Origin of the sequence: Streptomyces sp. WG5 (genome assembly GCF_049974565.1) — a bacterium.
Taxonomy (GTDB): domain Bacteria; phylum Actinomycetota; class Actinomycetes; order Streptomycetales; family Streptomycetaceae; genus Streptomyces.
Genome location: NZ_JBNGGC010000025.1, coordinates 1 through 18,825, shown reverse-complemented (window position 1 = coordinate 18,825; position 18,825 = coordinate 1). Strand labels below are relative to the sequence as shown.

15 protein-coding genes and 1 pseudogene are annotated in these 18,825 nt (G+C 72.8%); 9 read left to right on the top strand and 7 right to left on the bottom strand.

The genetic code is table 11. The features are described 5' to 3' along the window. Window positions 1-14: 14 nt before the first annotated feature. The gene (locus ACP4IX_RS24680; RefSeq protein ID WP_426517443.1) at window positions 15-950 is read right to left on the bottom strand and encodes an AraC family transcriptional regulator; all 936 of its coding nucleotides are present in this window, start codon (window positions 948-950) and stop codon (window positions 15-17) included. A 157-nt stretch (window positions 951-1,107) separates the two neighbouring features. Here ACP4IX_RS24680 and tkt point away from each other — a divergent pair, with 157 nt between their 5' ends. The 7 genes from tkt to ACP4IX_RS24645 are packed head-to-tail and all read left to right on the top strand — an operon-like array spanning window position 1,108 to window position 11,256. Next, a complete protein-coding gene (tkt, locus tag ACP4IX_RS24675; protein WP_426556632.1) occupies window positions 1,108-3,246 on the top strand; it encodes a transketolase in 2,139 nt (712 codons plus the stop codon). A gap of 39 nt (window positions 3,247-3,285) precedes the next feature. Next, window positions 3,286-4,455 carry a transaldolase gene (gene tal / locus ACP4IX_RS24670; protein WP_426556631.1) on the top strand — a complete coding sequence of 390 codons (1,170 nt, stop codon included), beginning with the start codon at window positions 3,286-3,288 and terminating at the stop codon, window positions 4,453-4,455. Continuing rightward, window positions 4,452-6,230: a glucose-6-phosphate dehydrogenase gene (gene zwf, locus ACP4IX_RS24665; RefSeq protein ID WP_426556630.1), complete on the top strand. Its 1,779-nt coding sequence runs from the start codon at window positions 4,452-4,454 to the stop codon at window positions 6,228-6,230. The genes tal and zwf overlap by 4 nt, the downstream gene beginning before the upstream one ends. Then, window positions 6,227-7,162 carry a glucose-6-phosphate dehydrogenase assembly protein OpcA gene (gene opcA / locus ACP4IX_RS24660; RefSeq protein WP_426517451.1) on the top strand — a complete coding sequence of 312 codons (936 nt, stop codon included), beginning with the start codon at window positions 6,227-6,229 and terminating at the stop codon, window positions 7,160-7,162. The genes zwf and opcA overlap by 4 nt, the downstream gene beginning before the upstream one ends. Before the next feature lie 4 nt (window positions 7,163-7,166). Further along, window positions 7,167-8,855 carry a glucose-6-phosphate isomerase gene (gene pgi, locus ACP4IX_RS24655; protein ID WP_426517814.1) on the top strand — a complete coding sequence of 563 codons (1,689 nt, stop codon included), beginning with the start codon at window positions 7,167-7,169 and terminating at the stop codon, window positions 8,853-8,855. A gap of 1 nt (window position 8,856) precedes the next feature. Next, the gene (gnd, locus tag ACP4IX_RS24650; protein WP_426517453.1) at window positions 8,857-9,738 is read left to right on the top strand and encodes a phosphogluconate dehydrogenase (NAD(+)-dependent, decarboxylating); all 882 of its coding nucleotides are present in this window, start codon (window positions 8,857-8,859) and stop codon (window positions 9,736-9,738) included. 57 nt (window positions 9,739-9,795) lie between these two features. Further along, a complete protein-coding gene (locus ACP4IX_RS24645; protein WP_426556629.1) occupies window positions 9,796-11,256 on the top strand; it encodes a membrane-associated oxidoreductase in 1,461 nt (486 codons plus the stop codon). Between the two features lie 147 nt (window positions 11,257-11,403). Here ACP4IX_RS24645 and ribA read toward each other — a convergent pair whose 3' ends face one another. Then, on the bottom strand, window positions 11,404-12,072 hold the full coding sequence (gene ribA, locus ACP4IX_RS24640; RefSeq protein WP_426517457.1) for a GTP cyclohydrolase II: 669 nt from the start codon (window positions 12,070-12,072) through the stop codon (window positions 11,404-11,406). 101 nt (window positions 12,073-12,173) lie between these two features. Between ribA and ACP4IX_RS24635 the strand changes: the two genes are divergently transcribed. Next, window positions 12,174-12,932: a creatininase family protein gene (locus ACP4IX_RS24635; RefSeq protein WP_426556628.1), complete on the top strand. Its 759-nt coding sequence runs from the start codon at window positions 12,174-12,176 to the stop codon at window positions 12,930-12,932. 143 nt (window positions 12,933-13,075) lie between these two features. Here the strand turns inward: ACP4IX_RS24635 and ACP4IX_RS24630 are convergent. The 5 genes and pseudogenes from ACP4IX_RS24630 to ACP4IX_RS24610 all read right to left on the bottom strand — a co-directional run. Next, window positions 13,076-13,849, bottom strand: a pseudogene (locus ACP4IX_RS24630) (lysylphosphatidylglycerol synthase transmembrane domain-containing protein); the annotation flags it as partial. Window positions 13,850-14,010: 161 nt separating this feature from the next. Then, window positions 14,011-14,919 carry an SAM-dependent methyltransferase gene (locus tag ACP4IX_RS24625; protein WP_426556627.1) on the bottom strand — a complete coding sequence of 303 codons (909 nt, stop codon included), beginning with the start codon at window positions 14,917-14,919 and terminating at the stop codon, window positions 14,011-14,013. Further along, window positions 14,916-16,058, bottom strand: coding sequence for a glycosyltransferase family 4 protein (locus tag ACP4IX_RS24620; protein ID WP_426556626.1), 1,143 nt, complete (start codon window positions 16,056-16,058; stop codon window positions 14,916-14,918). The genes ACP4IX_RS24625 and ACP4IX_RS24620 overlap by 4 nt, the downstream gene beginning before the upstream one ends. Before the next feature lie 143 nt (window positions 16,059-16,201). Continuing rightward, window positions 16,202-16,600, bottom strand: coding sequence for a 6-pyruvoyl trahydropterin synthase family protein (locus ACP4IX_RS24615; protein WP_426517467.1), 399 nt, complete (start codon window positions 16,598-16,600; stop codon window positions 16,202-16,204). Between the two features lie 159 nt (window positions 16,601-16,759). Continuing rightward, complete coding sequence (locus ACP4IX_RS24610) at window positions 16,760-17,752, bottom strand: zinc-dependent alcohol dehydrogenase (RefSeq protein WP_426556625.1); 993 nt, start codon at window positions 17,750-17,752, stop codon at window positions 16,760-16,762. A 109-nt stretch (window positions 17,753-17,861) separates the two neighbouring features. Here ACP4IX_RS24610 and ACP4IX_RS24605 point away from each other — a divergent pair, with 109 nt between their 5' ends. Further along, window positions 17,862-18,635 carry a CDP-alcohol phosphatidyltransferase family protein gene (locus ACP4IX_RS24605; protein WP_426556624.1) on the top strand — a complete coding sequence of 258 codons (774 nt, stop codon included), beginning with the start codon at window positions 17,862-17,864 and terminating at the stop codon, window positions 18,633-18,635. Window positions 18,636-18,825: the final 190 nt, after the last annotated feature.

The following is an 18,825-nucleotide window of genomic DNA, read 5'->3' as shown; positions in this document are numbered from 1 at the left end:
GGTGTCCGGTGATCTCAGCGCAGCTCCGCCCGGAACACCGCCGGCGTCTGGTCCGTGTGCTGCTGGAAGAACTTGGAGAAGTTCGCCGCGTCCGGGAAGCCGACCGCCGCGCCGACCCGGCCGATCGGGATGTCGGTGTGGGCGAGGAGGCGCTTGGCCTCCAGGACGACGCGTTTGTCGATGAACCCTTTGGGCGTCTCGCCGGTGGCGGCGCGCACCGCGCGGACGAGGGTGCGGCGGGAGTAGCCGAGCGCGTCGGCGTAGGCGCTGACGCTGTGGTTGGTGGCGAAGTCCCGTTCGACCGCGTCCCGGAAGAGGGTGAAGGTGGTGTCGCCGGGCGCGGCAGCCTGGCCCTGCCGTGCCGCCTCGGCGGAGCTGACGGCGAGATGCGCGAGACGCAGCAGGAACGCGGACAGCGTGTGGCGCAGTACGGCGGTGTGCAGGCTGAGGGGCAGGGTGGTGGCGTCCTCGTACTCGCGGCGGAGCTGGTCGAGCGCGGCCGTCAGCCCGGCGAGCCGCGCCTCGTCGGGGTGGAGCAGGGGCGGCAGGTCGTAGCGGTAGAGGCCGGTGGCCTCGACGGTGGCGCGGGGCAGGAAGCCGGGCTGCATGGTGAGCACCGTTCCGCGGTACTCGCTCCGCGGCGAGAAGCGGTGGACCTGTCCGGGCCGGATCCACAGCAGGTCGCCGGCCGTCGCCTCGTACTCGGCGAAGTCGATCATGTGGTGCACCGGGCCGCCGGTGAAGAGCATGACGACGTGGAAGTCGATGCGGTGCACGCGGTGCAGCGGGGCCTGCGCGTGCCAGGTGCGGCCGGCGCCCATGGGGCCGACCTGCATGCCGACGCCGAGGAGGCTGAGATCGACCGGGAAGGGGAAGGTTCTGATCCCGCCGCCGTACCCGCTGTCGCCGTCACCGCCGCCGCTGCCGTCTTGATGGTTTTCGTCCGCCATGTCCTTCTCGTGCCGTCCCGCCCGTACGTCCCGCGTCGGGGGCGTGTCCCAGTTTCACCACAGGCTGGCACATCAGGACCTTCACTCTCAAAAGTCAGACTTTTAAGTTTGGACACGTCAAGCCCGTTTCTCCGCTCCGATCGAGGACTTCTTGAAGATGAGCACGCACACGATGGACAGCGCGGACCGCTTCGAATGGACCGAACTCGACCGGCGTGCCGTCGACACCGCCCGAGTTCTCGCGGCCGATGCCGTGCAGAAGGTCGGCAACGGCCACCCCGGCACGGCGATGGCCCTCGCCCCGGCGGCGTACACGCTCTTTCAAAAGGTGATGCGGCACGACCCCGCCGACCCTGAGTGGACCGGCCGCGACCGCTTCGTCCTCTCCCCCGGCCACACCTCGCTGACGCTGTACACCCAGCTCTACCTCGCCGGGTACGAGCTGGAGCTGGACGACCTGAAGGCCTTCCGCACGCACGGCTCGAAGACGCCCGGCCACCCGGAGTACGGCCACACCGCCGGAGTGGAGACCACCACCGGCCCGCTCGGCCAGGGCGTGGCCAACGCGGTCGGCATGGCGATGGCGGCCCGCTACGAACGCGGCCTGTTCGACCCCGACACTCGCGAGATCCCCGAGGCCGCTGAGGCCCCCGGGGCCGCTGAAGCCTCCGAGCGCCCCGGGGACGAGTCCCCCTTCGACCACACCGTCTGGGCGTTCGTCTCCGACGGCGACCTCCAGGAGGGCGTCTCCGCCGAGGCCTCGTCGATGGCCGGCCACCAGAAGCTCGGCAACCTCGTCTTCCTCTACGACGACAACCACATCTCCATCGAGGGCGACACCGCGACCGCGTTCTCCGAGGACGTGCTGGGGCGCTACGAGGCCTACGGCTGGCACGTGCAGCGCGTCGAACCCGCCGAGAACGGCGATGTCGACGTGCACGCGCTGTACGCGGCGCTGACGGCGGCGAAGGCGGAGACCGGGCGCCCCTCCATCATCGCCATGCGCACGATCATCGCCTGGCCCGCCCCGAACGCGCAGAACACCGAGGCCTCCCACGGCTCCGCGCTCGGCGAGGACGAGGTCGCCGCCACCAAGCGCGTCCTCGGCTTCGACCCCGAGCGGTCCTTCGAGGTCGACGACGAGGTCCTCGCCCACACCCGCAAGGCCCTGGACCGGGGCGCCCGGGCGCACGCCGCCTGGGACAAGCGGATCGCCAAGTGGCGCGGCGACCGGCCGGAACGCGCCGGGTTGTTCGACCGCGTGGTCGCCGGCCGGCTGCCCGAGGGCTGGGAGGGCACCCTGCCGGTGTTCGAGACCGGCAAGGCCGTCGCCACCCGCGCCGCCTCCGGCAAGGTCCTCCAGGCCCTCGGCGCGGTGCTGCCCGAGCTGTGGGGCGGCTCCGCCGACCTGGCCGGTTCCAACAACACGACCATCGACAAGACCAGCTCCTTCCTCCCCGCGGGCAATCCGCTGCCGGAGGCCGACCCGTACGGCCGCACCGTCCACTTCGGGATCCGTGAGTTCTCGATGGCCGCGGAGATGAACGGCATCGCCCTGCACGGCAACACCCGCGTCTACGGCGGCACGTTCCTCGTCTTCTCCGACTACATGCGCAACGCCGTGCGTATGTCGGCGCTGATGCAGCTGCCGGTGACGTACGTGTGGACCCACGACTCCATCGGCCTCGGTGAGGACGGACCGACCCACCAGCCCGTCGAGCACCTCGCCGCCCTGCGCGCGATCCCCGGCCTGAACGTCGTCCGCCCGGCCGACGCCAACGAGACCGCGACCGCCTGGGCCGAGATCCTCAGGCGCCACTCGACCGGCCCGGCCCCGCACGGACTCGTCCTCACCCGTCAGGGCGTACCGACGTACGAGCCGAACCCGGACGCGGCGCGCGGCGGCTACGTCCTCGCCGACGCCTCCACCGGCGCACCCGACGTGATCCTGGTCGCCACCGGCTCCGAGGTGCAGCTCGCCGTGGCCGCGCGGGAGGCGCTGGAGGCGGAGGGCACGCCCGCGCGCGTGGTGTCGATGCCGTCCGTGGAGTGGTTCGAGGAGCAGCCGCGCGCGTACCGCGAGGGCGTGCTGCCGCCGTCCGTCAAGGCCCGGGTGGCCGTGGAGGCCGGTATCGGCCTGACCTGGCACCGGTTCGTGGGGGACGCGGGCCGCATCGTCTCCCTGGAGCACTTCGGCGCCTCCGCCGACGCCAAGACCCTGTTCACCGAGTTCGGCTTCACCGCCGAGCACGTCGCCGCCGCCGCCCGGGAATCCCTGGCCGCCGCCCGCGGCTGAGCCGACCGGAACCACCCGGTCCGACCGCAGAAAGAGAAGATGATCATTGTGACCGAAGCAACCGCGACCGCGGGAGCACTGCGACGCCTGTCCGACCAGGGCGTCTCCGTCTGGCTGGACGACCTGTCGCGGCGGCGGATCGAGTCCGGCAACCTCGCCGAGCTGATCGCAGCGAAGAACGTCGTCGGCGTCACCACCAACCCGTCGATCTTCCAGTCCGCCATCGGATCCGGCGAGGGCTACGAGGAGCAGCTCGCCGACCTCGCGACCCGGGGCGTCACCGTGGACGAGGCGGTCCGCATGATGACCACCGCCGACGTCCGCGCCGCCGCCGACGTGCTGCGTGAGGTGTACGACGCCACCGGCGGCCGGGACGGCCGGGTCTCCATCGAGGTCGACCCGCGTCTCGCCCACGACACGCGAGCCACGATCGCAGAGGCGCGTCAGCTGGCCTGGCTGGTCGACCGCCCCAACGTGATGATCAAGATCCCGGCGACGAAGGCCGGTCTCCCGGCGATCACCGAGGTCGTCGGCGCCGGCATCAGCGTCAACGTCACGCTGATCTTCTCGCTGGAGCGCTACCGCGAGGTCATGGACGCCTACCTCGCCGGTCTGGAGAAGGCGCAGGCGGCCGGGCTCGACCTGGCGGGCATCCATTCCGTGGCCTCCTTCTTCGTCTCCCGCGTCGACAGCGAGATCGACAAGCGCCTGACGCTGCTGGGCACGGACGAGGCCCTCGCCCTGAAGGGGAAGGCGGCGCTGGCCAACGCGCGCCTGGCCTACGAGGCGTACGAAGACGTGTTCGGCTCGGCCGGCGGTTCGACGCGGCCGGGCGACCGGTTCACCGCCCTGGCAGGCGCCCGCGCCAACGCCCAGCGCCCCCTGTGGGCGTCCACCGGGGTGAAGGACCCGGCATTCCGGGACACCCTGTATGTGGAGGAGCTGGTCGCTCCCGGCACCGTGAACACGATGCCGGAGGCAACCCTGGACGCCGCCGCCGATCACGGTGACGTACGGGGCGACACGGTCACCGGTGGTTACGCCCAGGCCCGGGCCGACCTCGCGGCCGTGGAGCGGCTCGGCATCTCGTACGACGAGGTGGTGCAGCAGCTGGAGCAGGAGGGCGTGGCCAAGTTCGAGGCGGCCTGGCAGGACCTGCTCGACGCCGTGACGAAGTCCCTCGACAGCAAGGGAGTTGACGGGGAATGAGCGAGGACCTTCCCGCTACGACGGTCCACGGGGCCAAGGCGACGAAGGAGGCCGAGGAGGCGGGGACGGCCCAGGACGCCGCGGGGCCGCCGCTCGCCGAGGAGGGCGAGGAGTCCCGCGCCGCCGGGACGCCGAAGGCGCGCGGTACGGCCGGGTCCGCCCGTACCGCCCGGAAGTCCCGGGCGGCCGGGGCCGCCGAGCAGGCGAAGGGGGCGGGCGCCGGCGAGAAGGCCGTCGCGCCCGTCGCACCCCTCGACTGGAGCAACCCCCTGCGCGATCCCCAGGACCGCCGCCTCCCCCGCATCGCGGGCCCCTCCGGACTGGTCATCTTCGGTGTCACCGGTGACCTGTCCCGCCGCAAACTGATGCCGGCCGTCTACGACCTGGCCAACCGCGGCCTGCTGCCGCCGGGCTTCTCCCTGGTCGGGTTCGCCCGCCGGGACTGGGAGAACCAGGACTTCGCCGAGGTCGTGCACGACGCCGTCAAGGAGCACGCGCGCACTCCGTTCCGCGAGGAGGTGTGGCAGCAGCTCGCCGAGGGCATGCGCTTCATCCCCGGCGACTTCGACGACGACAACGCGTTCGAACAGCTGCGCAGGGCCGTCGAGGAGCTGGACGCCTCCCGCGGCACCAGCGGCAACTACGCCTTCTATCTCTCGGTGCCGCCGAAGTTCTTCCCGAAGGTCGTCCAGCAGCTCAAGAAGCACGGGCTGACCGACGCCCCGGACGGCTCCTGGCGCCGCGCGGTGATCGAGAAGCCGTTCGGGCACGACCTGGGCAGCGCCCGGGAGCTGAACGCGCTGGTGCACGAGGTCTTCGATCCGGAGCAGGTCTTCCGCATCGACCACTACCTGGGCAAGGAGACCGTCCAGAACATCCTGGCGCTGCGCTTCGCCAACCAGATGTACGAGCCGATCTGGAACCGGTCCTACGTGGACCACGTGCAGATCACCATGGCCGAGGACATCGGCATCGGCGGCCGGGCCGGCTACTACGACGGCATCGGCGCCGCCCGCGACGTCATCCAGAACCACCTGCTCCAGCTGCTCGCGCTGACCGCGATGGAGGAGCCCGCCTCCTTCGACGCCGCGTCGCTGCTCACCGAGAAGCTGAAGGTGCTGCGGGCGGTGCGGCTGCCGGACGAACTCGGCGAGCACACCGTGCGCGGGCAGTACGCGGGCGGCTGGCAGGGCGGCGCGCAGGTCCCCGGCTACCTGGAGGAGGAGGGCATCGACCCGGCCTCCGCGACCGACACCTACGCGGCGATCAAGCTGGGCATCGACAACCGGCGCTGGGCGGGCGTCCCCTTCTACCTGCGCACCGGCAAGCGGCTCGGCCGCCGGGTCACCGAGATCGCGGTCGTCTTCCAGCGGGCCCCGCACTCCCCCTTCGACTCCACCGCGACGGAGGAGCTGGGCGAGAACGCGATCGTCATCCGCGTCCAGCCCGACGAGGGCATGACGGTGCGGTTCGGCTCCAAGGTGCCGGGGACGTCGATGGAGATCCGGGACGTGTCCATGGACTTCGCGTACGGCGAGTCCTTCACGGAGTCCAGCCCGGAGGCGTACGAACGGCTGATCCTGGACGTCCTGCTGGGCGACGCCAACCTGTTCCCCCGCCACCAGGAAGTGGAGGAGTCCTGGCGGATCCTCGACCCGATCGAGGAGTACTGGGCCAGGCACGAGCGGCCCGCGCAGTACGCCTCGGGCAGCTGGGGACCGCGGGAAGCCGACGAGATGCTCGCACGAGACGGACGGAGCTGGCGCAGGCCATGAGGATCGACCTGACCGACACCACGGCAAGCAAGATCAACAAGGCGCTGGTGCAGGGCCGCCGCGCCATCGGCACCCCGGCCGTGGGCATGGTCCTGACGATGGTGATCGTCACGGACGAGGAGAACGCCTACGACGCGATCAAGGCGGCCGAGGAGGCCTCGCACGAGCACCCCTCGCGCACCCTGGTCGTCATCAAGCGGCACGCCCGCAACCTGCGCGACCGCACCCGCTCGCACCTCGACGCCGAGGTGCGGGTGGGGTCCGAGGCCGGCACCGGCGAGACCGTCGTGCTGCGCATGTACGGCGAGGTGTCCGAGCACGCCGACTCGGTCGTGCTGCCGCTGCTGCTGCCGGACGCCCCGGTCGTCGTGTGGTGGCCGGTGGAGGCGCCGGACAACCCCGCGCAGGATCCGCTGGGCGCGCTGGCGCAGCGCAGGATCACCGACCTGTACGCGGTCGAGCGGCCGATGGAGGTCCTGGAGCGCCGGGTCCGTTCCTACGCGCCCGGCGACACCGACCTCGCCTGGACCCGGCTGACGCTGTGGCGCTCCATGCTGGCCGCGGCCCTCGACCAGGCCCGGGTGCCGGTGACCTCGGCGACCGTGGAGGCCGAGGCCGACAACCCGGCCGCCGAGCTGCTGGCCCGCTGGCTGGAGGCCCGGCTGCACGTCCGGGTCGACCGGGTGATCACCGACGGACCGGTCGTCACGGCCGTCCGCCTGGGCACCGCGAACGGCGAGATCGTCATCGACCGGCCGGAGGGACCGCTCGCCACGATGACCCTGCCCGGCCAGCCCCCGCGCTCCCTCGCGCTGAAGGTGCGCCCCACCTCCGAACTCATCGCCGAGGAGCTCAGGCGCCTCGACGCGGACGAGATGTACGCCGTCGCCCTGCGCGGCGAGGCCGGCAAGGAGACCCCTGTCCATGTCTGACTCCATGTCCGACTCCCCGAAGCTCACCCGGCGCCCGGAGTGGACCGCGCTGGCGGACCACCGCGAGGACGCGCTGCGACGGCCGGACCTGCGCGAGCTGTTCGCCGCCGACCCCGGGCGGGCGGAACGGTACGTCGTGCGCGTCGGCGACCTGCGCATCGACTACTCCAAGAACCTGGTCACCGACGAGACCCTGACCCTGCTGCGGGACCTGGCCTCGGCCACCGGCGTGTCCGGCCTGCGCGACGCCATGTTCCGCGGCGAGCGGATCAACATCACCGAGGACCGGGCGGTGCTGCACACCGCGCTGCGCGCCCCGCGGGACGCGGTGATCGAGGTCGACGGCGAGAACGTCGTGCCCAAGGTGCACGCCGTGCTCGACCGGATGACCGCCTTCGCGGACCGGGTCCGCTCCGGCGAGTGGACCGGGTACACCGGCAAGCGCATCCGCAACGTCGTCAACATCGGCATCGGCGGCTCGGACCTCGGTCCGGCGATGGCGTACGAGGCGCTGCGCGCCTTCACCGACCGCTCGCTCACCTTCCGGTTCGTGTCGAACGTGGACGGCGCCGACCTGCACGAGGCGGTCCGGGACCTGGACCCGGCCGAGACGCTGTTCATCGTGGCGTCCAAGACGTTCACCACGATCGAGACGATCACGAACGCCACGTCGGCGCGCTCCTGGCTGCTGGCGGGGCTGGACGATGGGGGCCCCACCCGCTCGAGCGAAGCCGAGAGCGGGGGAGAGAAGGCGGTCGCCCGGCACTTCGTCGCGCTGTCGACGAACTCCGAGAAGGTCGCCGGCTTCGGCATCGACACGGCCAACATGTTCGAGTTCTGGGACTGGGTCGGCGGCCGCTACTCGTACGACTCGGCGATCGGGCTCTCCCTGATGATCGCCATCGGCCCGGACCGCTTCCGGGAGATGCTCGACGGCTTCCGCATCGTCGACGAGCACTTCCGCAACGCCGAGGCCCCGGCCAACGCCCCGCTGATCCTGGGCCTGCTGGGCGTCTGGTACGGCAACTTCATGGGCGCCCAGTCGCACGCGGTCCTGCCGTACAGCCACTACCTGTCGAAGTTCACCGCCTACCTCCAGCAGCTCGACATGGAGTCCAACGGCAAGTCGGTGGACCGCGACGGGCGTCCGGTGGAGTGGGAGACCGGGCCGGTGGTCTGGGGCACGCCCGGCACCAACGGGCAGCACGCCTACTACCAGCTGATCCACCAGGGGACCAAGCTCATCCCCGCCGACCTGATCGGCTTCGCCCGGCCCGTCGCCGAGCTGAGCGACGAGCTGAAGGCGCAGCACGACCTGCTGATGGCCAACCTGTTCGCCCAGGGACAGGCGCTGGCCTTCGGCAAGACCTCCGACGAGGTCCGCGCGGAGGGCGTGCCCGAGGAGCAGGTGCCGCACCGCACCTTCCAGGGCAACCACCCGACCACCACGATCCTGGCCGCCGAACTGACCCCCTCCGTCCTCGGCCAGCTGATCGCGCTGTACGAGCACAAGGTGTTCGTCCAGGGCGCGGTGTGGAACATCGACTCCTTCGACCAGTGGGGCGTCGAGCTCGGCAAGGTCCTCGCCAAGCGCGTCGAGCCCGCCCTGACCGAGGGCGCCGACGTGCCCGGCCTCGATCCGTCCACGGCCGCGCTGGTGGCCGCCTACCGTGAACTGAAGGAAGTGCACTGACATGCAGATCGGTCTCGTTGGTCTCGGCAAGATGGGCGGCAACATGCGCGAGCGCCTGCGCAACGCCGGCCACACCGTCGTCGGATACGACACCAATCCCGAACTGGCCGACGTCAACAGCCTCGTCGACCTCGTCGAGCAGCTGGAGCGGCCGCGCGCGGTCTGGGTGATGGTCCCGGCCGGCGCCGCCACCCAGGGCGTGATCGACCAGCTGGCGACCCTGCTCAGGCACGGTGACACCGTCATCGACGGCGGCAACTCCCGCTGGACGGACGACGAGAAGCACGCCGAGGAGCTGGCCAGGCACGGCATCAACTTCGTCGACGCCGGCGTCTCGGGCGGCGTGTGGGGCCTGAAGAACGGCTACGCGCTGATGGTCGGCGGCGACAAGGAGGTCGTCGACGACCTCGAGCCGATCTTCGACGCGCTCAAGCCCGAGGGCCCCTACGGCTACGTCCACGCGGGCAAGGTCGGCGCCGGGCACTTCTCCAAGATGGTCCACAACGGCATCGAGTACGCCATGATGCAGGCCTACGCCGAGGGCTGGGAGCTGCTGGAGAAGGTCGACTCCGTGGACAACGTCCGCGAGGTCTTCCGCTCCTGGCAGGAGGGCACCGTCATCCGCTCCTGGCTCCTCGACCTGGCCGTCAACGCCCTCGACGAGGACCACCACCTGGACAACCTTCGGGGTTACGCGCAGGACTCCGGCGAGGGACGCTGGACCGTCGAGGCGGCCATCGACAACGCCGTGCCGCTGCCCGCGATCACGGCCTCCCTCTTCGCCCGCTTCGCGTCCCGGCAGGAGGACTCCCCGCAGATGAAGATGATCGCCGCGCTGCGCAACCAGTTCGGCGGGCACGCGGTGGAGTCGGCCAAGAAGTAGCACGGCGTGGCAGTAACACGTTGACGCGAGCGGCCGGTTCGGGTCAGAGTCCCCGCGATGGAGATCAACGACCTGACACCGGCCGAGGCGCGCGTCTGGCGGGCCTTCGCCACGGGAACCGCCGTGGACTTCCGCGCCGCGGACGACGAGGACCCGGCCGACGGCGGCACCTGGGGCCCCGAACGGAGCATACGGGGGAGCGTGTTGAGGGCGCTGCTCCTGGACGGTCCCCAGGAGGACGGCGAGGTGGCCGCGCTCAGTCTGGCCGGGGCGCGCGTCACCGGCCCGCTGGAGTTGCAGTACGCGACGGTGGACCACCCCGTGCGGCTGCGGCACTGCCACTTCGACGAGGTGCCGAGGCTGTACGCGGGACGGCTGCGCGAGGTGAACCTGAGTGAGTCCGTGCTGCCCGGGCTGATCGCGCACGCGCTCCGGGTGGAGGGCGTGCTGCGGCTGACCCGCGCGCGGTTCGGCGGGATGGTGCGGCTCGGCGGGGCGGAGGTCACCGGGAGCCTCTACCTGGAGGGCACGGAGATCCACGCGCCGGACACCGAGGGGCCGGTGCTCCAGCTGAACCAGGCGGTCCTCGGTGCCGACCTGTGGGCGCCGGGGCTGCGCGCCCGGGGCGAGGTGCGGCTCACCGGCGCACGGGTGGCCGGGGCGGTCAACCTCACCGACTCGGTGCTGGACCGTCCCGGCGGCACCGCCCTGCAGGCCGAAACGCTCGCGGCCGAGGCCGACGTGGTGATGCGGCACGCCGAGGTGCGGGGCCGGCTGGAGCTGCGCGGCGCGCGCATACCCGGCCGTCTCGACCTCTCGCACGCGCGCCTGGCCAATCCCGCGGGAACCGCGCTGCGCGCGAGCAGTTCCGTGATCGGCGAACTGTGGCTGCGTCAGGGCCCGAGGGTGGAGGGCACCCTGAACCTGCGCCGCGCCCAGGTGGACGTGCTGTTCGTCGAACCGGAGACGGTACCGGGCTGGGTCCAGCTGAACGACCTCACCTACACCTCGCTCGTCCCGCACGAGCCCGCCGCAAGGCGGCTGCCGATGCTGGAGAAGGGCGACAGCTACCTGCCCTTCACCTACGAGCAGCTGACCGCCGCCTACCGCCGGATCGGCGACGACGACGCGGCCCGGCTGGTCCAGCTCGCCAAGCAGCGGCGGCGCCGTCGCACTCTGCCCTGGTACGGCCGGCTGTGGGGGCACCTCCAGGACGTCACGGTCGGATACGGCTTCCGTCCGCTGCGCGCGGGTGGCTGGCTGCTGTCGCTCCTCGCGGTCGGCTCCGTCGCGTACGGGCTGCGCCACCCGCCGCCCCTCAAGCCCGCGGAGTCCCCCGACTTCGATCCGGTGTTCTACACCCTGGACCTGCTGCTGCCGGTCATCTCCTTCGGCCAGGAGAACGCCTTCGCCCCGGAGGGCGGGTACCAGACGCTGTCCTACGTCCTGATCGTCACGGGCTGGATCCTGGCGACCACCGTGATCACCGGCCTGACCCGCACCGTCAGCCGCCAGTGAATCCCCGCACGGCGTGCTGCGCGGCCGGCCGGACCGGGGCGTTGGCCGCGCCTCCCCGCGCACGCCGCCCTCCCCGCGCAGGCGGCTCGTGCACGAGGCCCTGACGGACCGACCGGGGCGTGACCGGGGCGCGGCCGCTGGTGCGGTTCAGGACAGGTGCGCCACGGCGTCCAGGTGGGGCAGGTGGTGGTCCAGACGCTCCCGCTTGGTCCGCAGGTAGGTGATGTTGCTCTCGCACGGCGGTATCAGCAGCGGCACCTGCTCGGCGACCTGGATGCCGTGCCGCACCAAGGCCTCCCGTTTGCGCGGGTTGTTGGAGAGCAGCCGTACGGACCGCACCCCCAGGTCCTCCAGGACGCGGGCGGCGACGCCGTAGTCCCGGGCGTCGACCGGCAGGCCGAGGGCGAGGTTCGCCTCCACCGTGTCCAGGCCCTCCGCCTGCAGCGCCATCGCGCGCAGCTTGCCGAGCAGTCCGATGCCGCGCCCCTCGTGGCCGCGCAGGTACACGACGACGCCGCTGCCCGCGACGGCCACCGCCCGCAGCGCGGAGGCGAGTTGGTCGCCGCACTCGCAGTGCCGCGAGCCGAGGGCGTCGCCCGTCAGGCACTCCGAGTGCAGTCGGGTGAGCACGCCGTCGGCGCCCGGGTCGCCGTGGACGAGCGCCACCTGCTCCTCGCCACGCTCGTGGTCGAAATAGCCGAACGCCCGGAATTCCCCGTACACGGTGGGCAGGGGGGTGACCACGACGCGTTCCACGTCCGTGCGCCGTGACCGCTGCGACGCTTTCTTGCCGAGTACACCGATTTTTTCTGTCATGATTCTCGCGTTCCTCAACAGATTGCTCAACAGATGGCTCAACAGATGGCCCGGCAGACGGCTCAGCAGATGGCCGGGCGGAGACGAAAGGCCGTGCGGGAATGGATGTTTCACTGGTGCCGGCGGATACGAGCGCGGACGTGCGCGCACGCGGCGGCGGGGTGCCGCGGCAGGTCGCGGTGCTGCCGGTGGGGAGTTTCGAGCAGCACGGCCCGTATCTGCCGCTGGCGACCGACACGCTCGTCGCCTGTGCCGTCGCGCGGGAGATCGCCGCCGCGTACCCGGTGCACCTGCTCCCGCCGGTGACCATCGGCTGCTCGCACGAGCACGCGGACTGGCCGGGGACCGTCAGCATCTCCTCCGTGACCCTTTATGCGGTGATACGGGACATAGCGGACTCGCTGCGCCGCTCGGGCGTCGACGCCCTGGTGGTGGTCAACGGGCACGGCGGAAACCACGTACTGGGCAACGTCGTCCAGGAGTCCACCGCCCGCGGCGAGCGGATGGCGCTGTTCCCCGCCGCGGAGGACTGGGAGGCGGCGCGGAAACGTGCGGAGGTGACCACGTCGCTGCTCACCGACATGCACGCCGGGGAAATCGAGACCTCCATTCTTCTGCATACGCACCCCGAATACGTCCGGCCCGGTTTCGAGGCCGCCGATTTCGTCGCGGACGACCGGCGTCATCTGCTCTCCCTCGGTATGTCCGGCTATACCGAATCCGGTGTCATCGGGCGTCCTTCACTGGGTTCGGCGGAAAAGGGGAGGAAACTGCTGGCCGGCCTCGCGGATTCCTTCGGGATGTGTTTCGCGCTGCTGACGGCGGGGTCGGGCACAGTGCCGGACGGTGAGCCCGGGTAGTGCGCGTCGGGCGCGCGGCGCGGCTCGCAGCCGCCGGCCCGCGGTCCCGCGCGCCGGCGGACGACGAGCACCACGACGCCTGGCAGGCTCGCCGCGAGGCTGAGCACCCCGTAGACCGCGGCCACGCCGAGCCCGGTGCCCGCCCCCAGCCCGGCCGCGCCGAACGCCCAGGCGGTGACGCCCTCCCGGGGCCCCCAGCCGCCGATGTTCAGCGGCAGCCCCATGGCGAGCAGCGCCAGCACGGCCAGCGGCGTCAGTACGGCGACGGAGGCACCGCTGCCCGTCACGCGTGCGGCGAGGACGAACATCGCGAGGTGCCCGGCCAGTACGACGACGGACGACACGACGACCCCCGGCAGGGTGCGTCGGGACAGCAGCCCTTCGCGCGCCTCGGCGAGCGTCGTCCACCGGGCCCCGGCCCTCCGCTTCGGGCCGGGGTCCGGACGCGCGGGCGCCCGGTGCGCGCGCAGAGCGAGGACGACGGCGAACGCACCGAGTACGGCCGTCCCCGCGAGCGGCGCGACGCTCCGGGTGCCGGCCCGCACGGGCGACGGCACCGTGAGCAGCACCGCGACGCCGGCGCCGGCCAGCACGAGTTGTCCGGCGGCGCGTTCGAGGACGACGGCCCGCACACCCCGCCCCAGGTCGCCGGCACCGCGTCCGTGCCGTACCGCGCGGTGCACGTCGCCGAGGACGCCGCCGGGGAGGGCGGCGTTGAGGAACAGGGCACGGTAGTAGTCGGCGACGGCCGGCCCGAGGGGCAGCCGGAGGCGCAGCGCCCGGGCCACCAGAGCCCAACGCCAGGCGCTGGACACCGTGGTGACCAGCCCGATCCCGAGCGCCGCCAGCAGCGCGGGCCCGTCGATCCGGCGCAGCCCGTCCAGGAGGACGCCGGGCCCCGTCCGCCACAGGAGCACGGCGAGGACGGCGCTGCCGGCGAGGCTGCCCAGGTGGGCGCGGAGGGCGCGGCGACGGGGAGGATGTCCAGGAGGGCCGCCGGGAGGGGTGCCGGCGGTTGCCGCGGTGTCCCGGCGTACGGCCGCCGCCGGCCAGGCCCTCGCCGGTACGGCCGGTGCGCTCACGGGGTCCTGCCCGCCGGCCGGCCCCACGCCAGCAGGTCGGTGTGGTGGACGACGACGCGCAACTCCCCCGCGGCGCAGGACGCGAGACGCTCGTCCAGATACCGGCCGGCCCGTTCACGCAGCTCCGGGCGCTGTTCGACGGCCGCGCCGGCCCAGCCCCGCAGCCACTGGGCGGTGAGCGCGGCCTCGCCCGGACCCAGCCGCCAGGGGCTGGGGCGCGTCCGTACGGTGGCGCCGTGCGCGGCGAAGGCCTCCGTCGCCGCGGTGACCGCGTCCGGGCCGAGCAGGCCGGTGCGCCGCTGGTGGTCGTTGAACGCCTCGGCGATCTCGGCGTCCAGGGGGTGGGCGGGGGTGAGGTCGACGCGCCCGGCGACGGAGAGGGTCAGCAGTGCCGCGCAGCCCGCCGAGGCGCAGGCGGCGGCAAGTGTGCCGACCTCCTCGATGGTGAGGACGTCGAGGAGCGCGGACGCCGTCACCAGCGCGGCACCGGTCAGCGCGTCCGGGGTGAGACGGGCGAGGTCGCCGCGCCGGGTCTCGACCGTGACACGGCTGCCGTCGGCGGCCGAGCGCGGGGCGGTGACGGCGGCGGAGCGCAGGAGGTACGGGTCCCGGTCGTGCAGCACCCAGTGCTGGGCCCCGTCGAGCAGCGGGGCGAGCCAGCGTCCCATCGAGCCGGTGCCGCAGCCCACGTCGTGCACGACCAGCCCGTCCGCCCGCCTCGGCAGGCCGGCGAGGCGGATCCGCAGCGGGTCGAGCAGGTCGCGCGCCCGCGCGGCGGCGTCGGCCGGCTCGCGCAGCCGCAGCCACTCGGGCGCGTAGCGCGGGGGTTCGCCGCAATGCCCCGGGGCCTCGCGGAGGCGGCGGGCGGGGTGCTCCGCGGAGGGCGGCGGCGTCGTCTCCCTCATGCCGTCCTCCGGGGTTCGCCGGGCAGCCGGTGCAGTACTGCGGCCAGGCTCTGTGCCGTGGTCGCCCAGCCGTTCAGGGCGGCGCGGCGACCGCGTGCCGCGGCCTTGAGCCGGCGTCGCAGGTCCGCTTCACCGAACCAGTCGCGCAGTCCGGCGGCGAGGGCGGCGGGGTCCTCCGGCGGCACGAGGAGGCCCGGCACTCCGCCGTCGGGAGCGCGCCCGACCGCCTCCGGGAGACCGCCGACGTCCGTGGCCAGCACGGGGATGCCGCGCGCGAGGGCCTCCGTCACCGCCATGCCGTACGTCTCGGCGTACGGGGTGAGGACCATCAGGTCGGCGGTGGAGTAGGTGGCGTCCAGCTCCGCGCCGGCCCGCGGGCCCGTGAGTACCAGCCGGCCCTCCAGACGGTGCCGCGCGATCAGCGCCCGCAGCCGGTCGACGTACTCCGGGTCATGGCCGAGCCCGCCCACGCACACGCAGCTCCACCGCGGGTCGGTGACGGTCGCCAGGGCCTCCACCAGCCGGTGCTGGCCTTTGCGGGGGGTGACGGCGGCGACGCACAGCAGCCGGGAGACGCCGTCGGTGCCGGGCGCGAGGGGCGCGATGTCCGCGCCGGGGACGGCGGCGTGGACGCGGCCCGGGTCGAGTCCGTGGTGGGAGACGAGGCGGCGGACCGCCCAGTCGCTGGTGGCGACGACGGCCGGGACGGCGCGCAGTACCGCGCGTTCGCGGGCGTCCAGTCCGGCGGCCACGGCGGGGTCGAGGCCGGTCTCGTCGCCGAGCGGGAGGTGGACGAGGACGGCCATGCGCAGCCGCCCGGACTCCGGGACGACGATCTCCGGGACGCCGCAGGCGACCAGCCCGTCGAGGAGGACGACGGCACCGTCCGGCAACCGGCGCAGTACGCGAACGAGTTCCGCGCGGGCGCCGCCGTCCGGCCGGGGCCAGTCACCGGCCACCGGCAGCCCCCGCACCCGCCAGCCGAAGCCGGGCAGGTCGAGCCGCACACGCCGGTCGTAGGCATTGCCGCCGCTCGGCGCGGCCGGGTCGTCGACTCCGCCCGGCATGACGAAGTGCACCGAGCGCAGGGCCATGGGGATGATCTCCCCGTTCCTCGGGGAGGAAGTCGCCGCGGACATCTGCGCGGACGCCTGACCGGAAGCCTGCGCGGACGCCTGACCGGAAGCCTGCCCGGACGCCTGGCCAGACATCCGCGCGGACGTCCGCCCGGGAACGCGGGTGGGCCGAGGCCGCCCGGACGCCGTTTCGGTGGACGCGCCGGTCACAGCACACGCTCGTAACTCGCCCAGGCGACGTGCGACTCGTGCAGGGTGACGGTGAGACCGGCCAGCCCCTTGGCCCCTTCCCCGAGCGCGCCTTTGTGCACGCGCTCGGCGAGCCGGTCGGCGACGACCTTCGCCAGGAACTCGGTGGAGGTGTTGACGCCGGCGAAGTCGGGTTCGTTGTCGAGGTTGCGGTAGTTCAACTCGCCGACGACGGCACCCAGTTCCCGGGTGGCCAGTCCGATGTCGACGACGATGTCGTCCTCGTCCAGCTGCTCGCGCCGGAAGGTGGCGTCCACCAGGAACGTCGCTCCGTGCAGGCGCTGCGCGGGCCCGAAGACGTCGCCGCGGAAGCTGTGGGCGATCATGATGTGATCGCGGACGGTGATGCTGAACAACGGACGACCCTCCAAGGTGTGGCACGTCTGATTCCCCGCCGATCGCTGCGCGGGGGTGCCGTCCATTACGGCCCGGTGCCTTCCGTCGTTCAGCGGCCCGTGCGTCTCTTCTCAGGGTCGGGCGCCGTTGCCGCCCCGTAGGGGACGAGTGGTCGGCGGTCAGTCACCGTGGCCGTCGTCGGCGTACCGGATCCGGTGGCACAGGGCGGGGATCTCACCGGCGGCCAGCCCTCGCAGCACGTCCGGCAGTTCGGTGAACGCGGACTCGCCGGTGACGAGCGCGTCGAGCGCCGGGTCGGCGAGCAGGTCGAGGGCGAGGGCGAGCCGGTCGGCGTACGTGCGGGTGGCGCCGCGCGCCGGGGAGACGGTGCCGACCTGGCTGCTGCGCACGGTCAGGCGCCGGGAGTGGAAGGCCTCGCCGAGGGGGAGGGCGACGCGCCGGTCGCCGTACCAGCTCAGTTCGAGGACGGTACCCTCGGGCCGCAGGAGCTCCAGTGACCGGGCGAGGCCCGCCTCCGTCGCACTGGCATGGACGACGAGGTCGAGGTCGCCGAGGGCGTCGGCGGGTGACGCGAAGCCGACGCCGAGTGCCTCGGCGATCCCGGCACGAGTCGGGTCGGTGTCGACCAGCTGGACGCGGACGCCGGGGAACCGGTCCAGCAGCGCGGCCACCGAGCAGCCGACCATGCCGCCGCCGACCACGGCGATCCGGTCGCCGGCCAGGGGCGCCGCGTCCCACAGGGCGTTGACGGCGGTCTCGACGGTGCCGGCGAGCACGGCCCGCCCGGCGGGGACCTCCGGGGGCACCGGGGTGACGGCGTCGGCCGGGACGACGTACCGGGTCTGGTGCGGGTAGAGGCAGAAGACGGTACGGCCGACGAGGTCCCCCGGTCCCTCCTCCACCACTCCGACATTGAGGTAGCCGTACTTCACCGGCCCGGGGAAGTCGCCCTCCTGGAACGGCGCGCGCATGGCCGCGTACTGGTTCTCGGGCACCCGGCCGCGGAGGACGAGCGTCTCCGTGCCCCGGCTGACCCCGCTGTAGAGCGTCCGCACGAGCACCTCGTCCGCCCCGGGCTCGGGCAGCCGTACCTCGCGGATCACGCCCCGGCCCGGCGCGTCGAGCCAGAACGCGTGTGCGGTGCCTGTCATCGGATGTCCTCCTGAACGATCGGGAAGCCGCCCACGTACCGGGGGACGCACAAGCCGCGCACAAGGTAGCGGCACTGATCGACTCTGTCACTCGGCCGGAGGGTGTTCGGTGGCCCTGAACAACACGTACGACGCGTACGACGCGAGGCCCGTTCAGCAGGAGACGGCGGTGGGGGCGGGCGCGCAGATCCTGCTCCTGACACTCCTCGGTACCGCGATCGGCATGGGCACGGCCGGCTGGCTGACCGGCCTCGCGTTCGCGTTCGCCACCTGGGCGGTGCTCTCCCGGGCCCTGCACCGCTCCCGGCTGCCGTCGTTCGGCCCCGCCAACCGGGTCACCCTCGGCCGGGCCGTCCTGGTCGGCGGGGTCACGGCACTGGTCGCGGACTCCTTCCGCGGCGCACCGCCCGTCTCCCTCCTCGTCGGCCTGACCGTGGTGGCCCTGGTCCTGGACGGCGTGGACGGCCGGGTCGCCCGCCGCACCGGCACGTCCTCGCCGCTGGGCGCCCGTTTCGACATGGAGGTCGACGCGTTCCTGATCCTGGTGCTCAGCGTGTACGTCGCGACGGACCTGGGCCCGTGGGTACTGCTGATCGGCGGCATGCGCTACGTGTTCGTCGCCGCCGCCCGCCTGTGGCCGTGGCTGACCGCCCCGCTGCCGCCGAGCACCGCCCGCAAGACGGTGGCCGCGCTGCAGGGCGTGTTGCTGCTGCTGGCGGGCGCGGCCCTGCTGCCGCGGACGGCGAACGCCGGGGTGGTGCTGCTGGCGCTGGGGCTGCTGGTGTGGTCGTTCGGCCGGGACGTGCTGTGGCTGTGGCGGCGGACACCGCGGGAGAAGGACACCCCGGACACGGTGATGCCGGACCTCCCCGCTCAGAGGTGAGGCAAGCAGGCGGCAGCAGAGGCAGGCGGAAGGCCGGTGCTCCTCCCCCGCCCCGCTCGGCCCCGAGCCCCTCAGACCTCATGCCCTTAGTGCCGTCATACCCTCATGCCCTTTTAGAGGACGTCTCAACTGGCTGGATCACTAGGCTGGCGGCCGTGATGGCGATGGTGGGGCGTCTGGTGCCGGACGG

Bases quoted from the DNA above. Each gene is read 5' to 3' on its own strand.
- ACP4IX_RS24645 (WP_426556629.1), top strand. From the start codon at position 9,796: ATGGAGATCAACGACCTGACACCGGCCGAGGCGCGCGTCTGGCGGGCC.
- tkt (WP_426556632.1), top strand. From the start codon at position 1,108: ATGAGCACGCACACGATGGACAGCGCGGACCGCTTCGAATGGACCGAA.
- ACP4IX_RS24625 (WP_426556627.1), bottom strand. From the start codon at position 14,919: ATGAGGGAGACGACGCCGCCGCCCTCCGCGGAGCACCCCGCCCGCCGC.
- zwf (WP_426556630.1), top strand. From the start codon at position 4,452: ATGAGCGAGGACCTTCCCGCTACGACGGTCCACGGGGCCAAGGCGACG.
- tal (WP_426556631.1), top strand. From the start codon at position 3,286: ATGATCATTGTGACCGAAGCAACCGCGACCGCGGGAGCACTGCGACGC.
- opcA (WP_426517451.1), top strand. From the start codon at position 6,227: ATGAGGATCGACCTGACCGACACCACGGCAAGCAAGATCAACAAGGCG.
- ACP4IX_RS24680 (WP_426517443.1), bottom strand. From the start codon at position 950: ATGGCGGACGAAAACCATCAAGACGGCAGCGGCGGCGGTGACGGCGAC.
- ACP4IX_RS24635 (WP_426556628.1), top strand. From the start codon at position 12,174: ATGGATGTTTCACTGGTGCCGGCGGATACGAGCGCGGACGTGCGCGCA.
- ribA (WP_426517457.1), bottom strand. From the start codon at position 12,072: ATGACAGAAAAAATCGGTGTACTCGGCAAGAAAGCGTCGCAGCGGTCA.
- ACP4IX_RS24610 (WP_426556625.1), bottom strand. From the start codon at position 17,752: ATGACAGGCACCGCACACGCGTTCTGGCTCGACGCGCCGGGCCGGGGC.
- gnd (WP_426517453.1), top strand. From the start codon at position 8,857: ATGCAGATCGGTCTCGTTGGTCTCGGCAAGATGGGCGGCAACATGCGC.
- ACP4IX_RS24620 (WP_426556626.1), bottom strand. From the start codon at position 16,058: ATGTCCGCGGCGACTTCCTCCCCGAGGAACGGGGAGATCATCCCCATG.
- pgi (WP_426517814.1), top strand. From the start codon at position 7,167: ATGTCCGACTCCCCGAAGCTCACCCGGCGCCCGGAGTGGACCGCGCTG.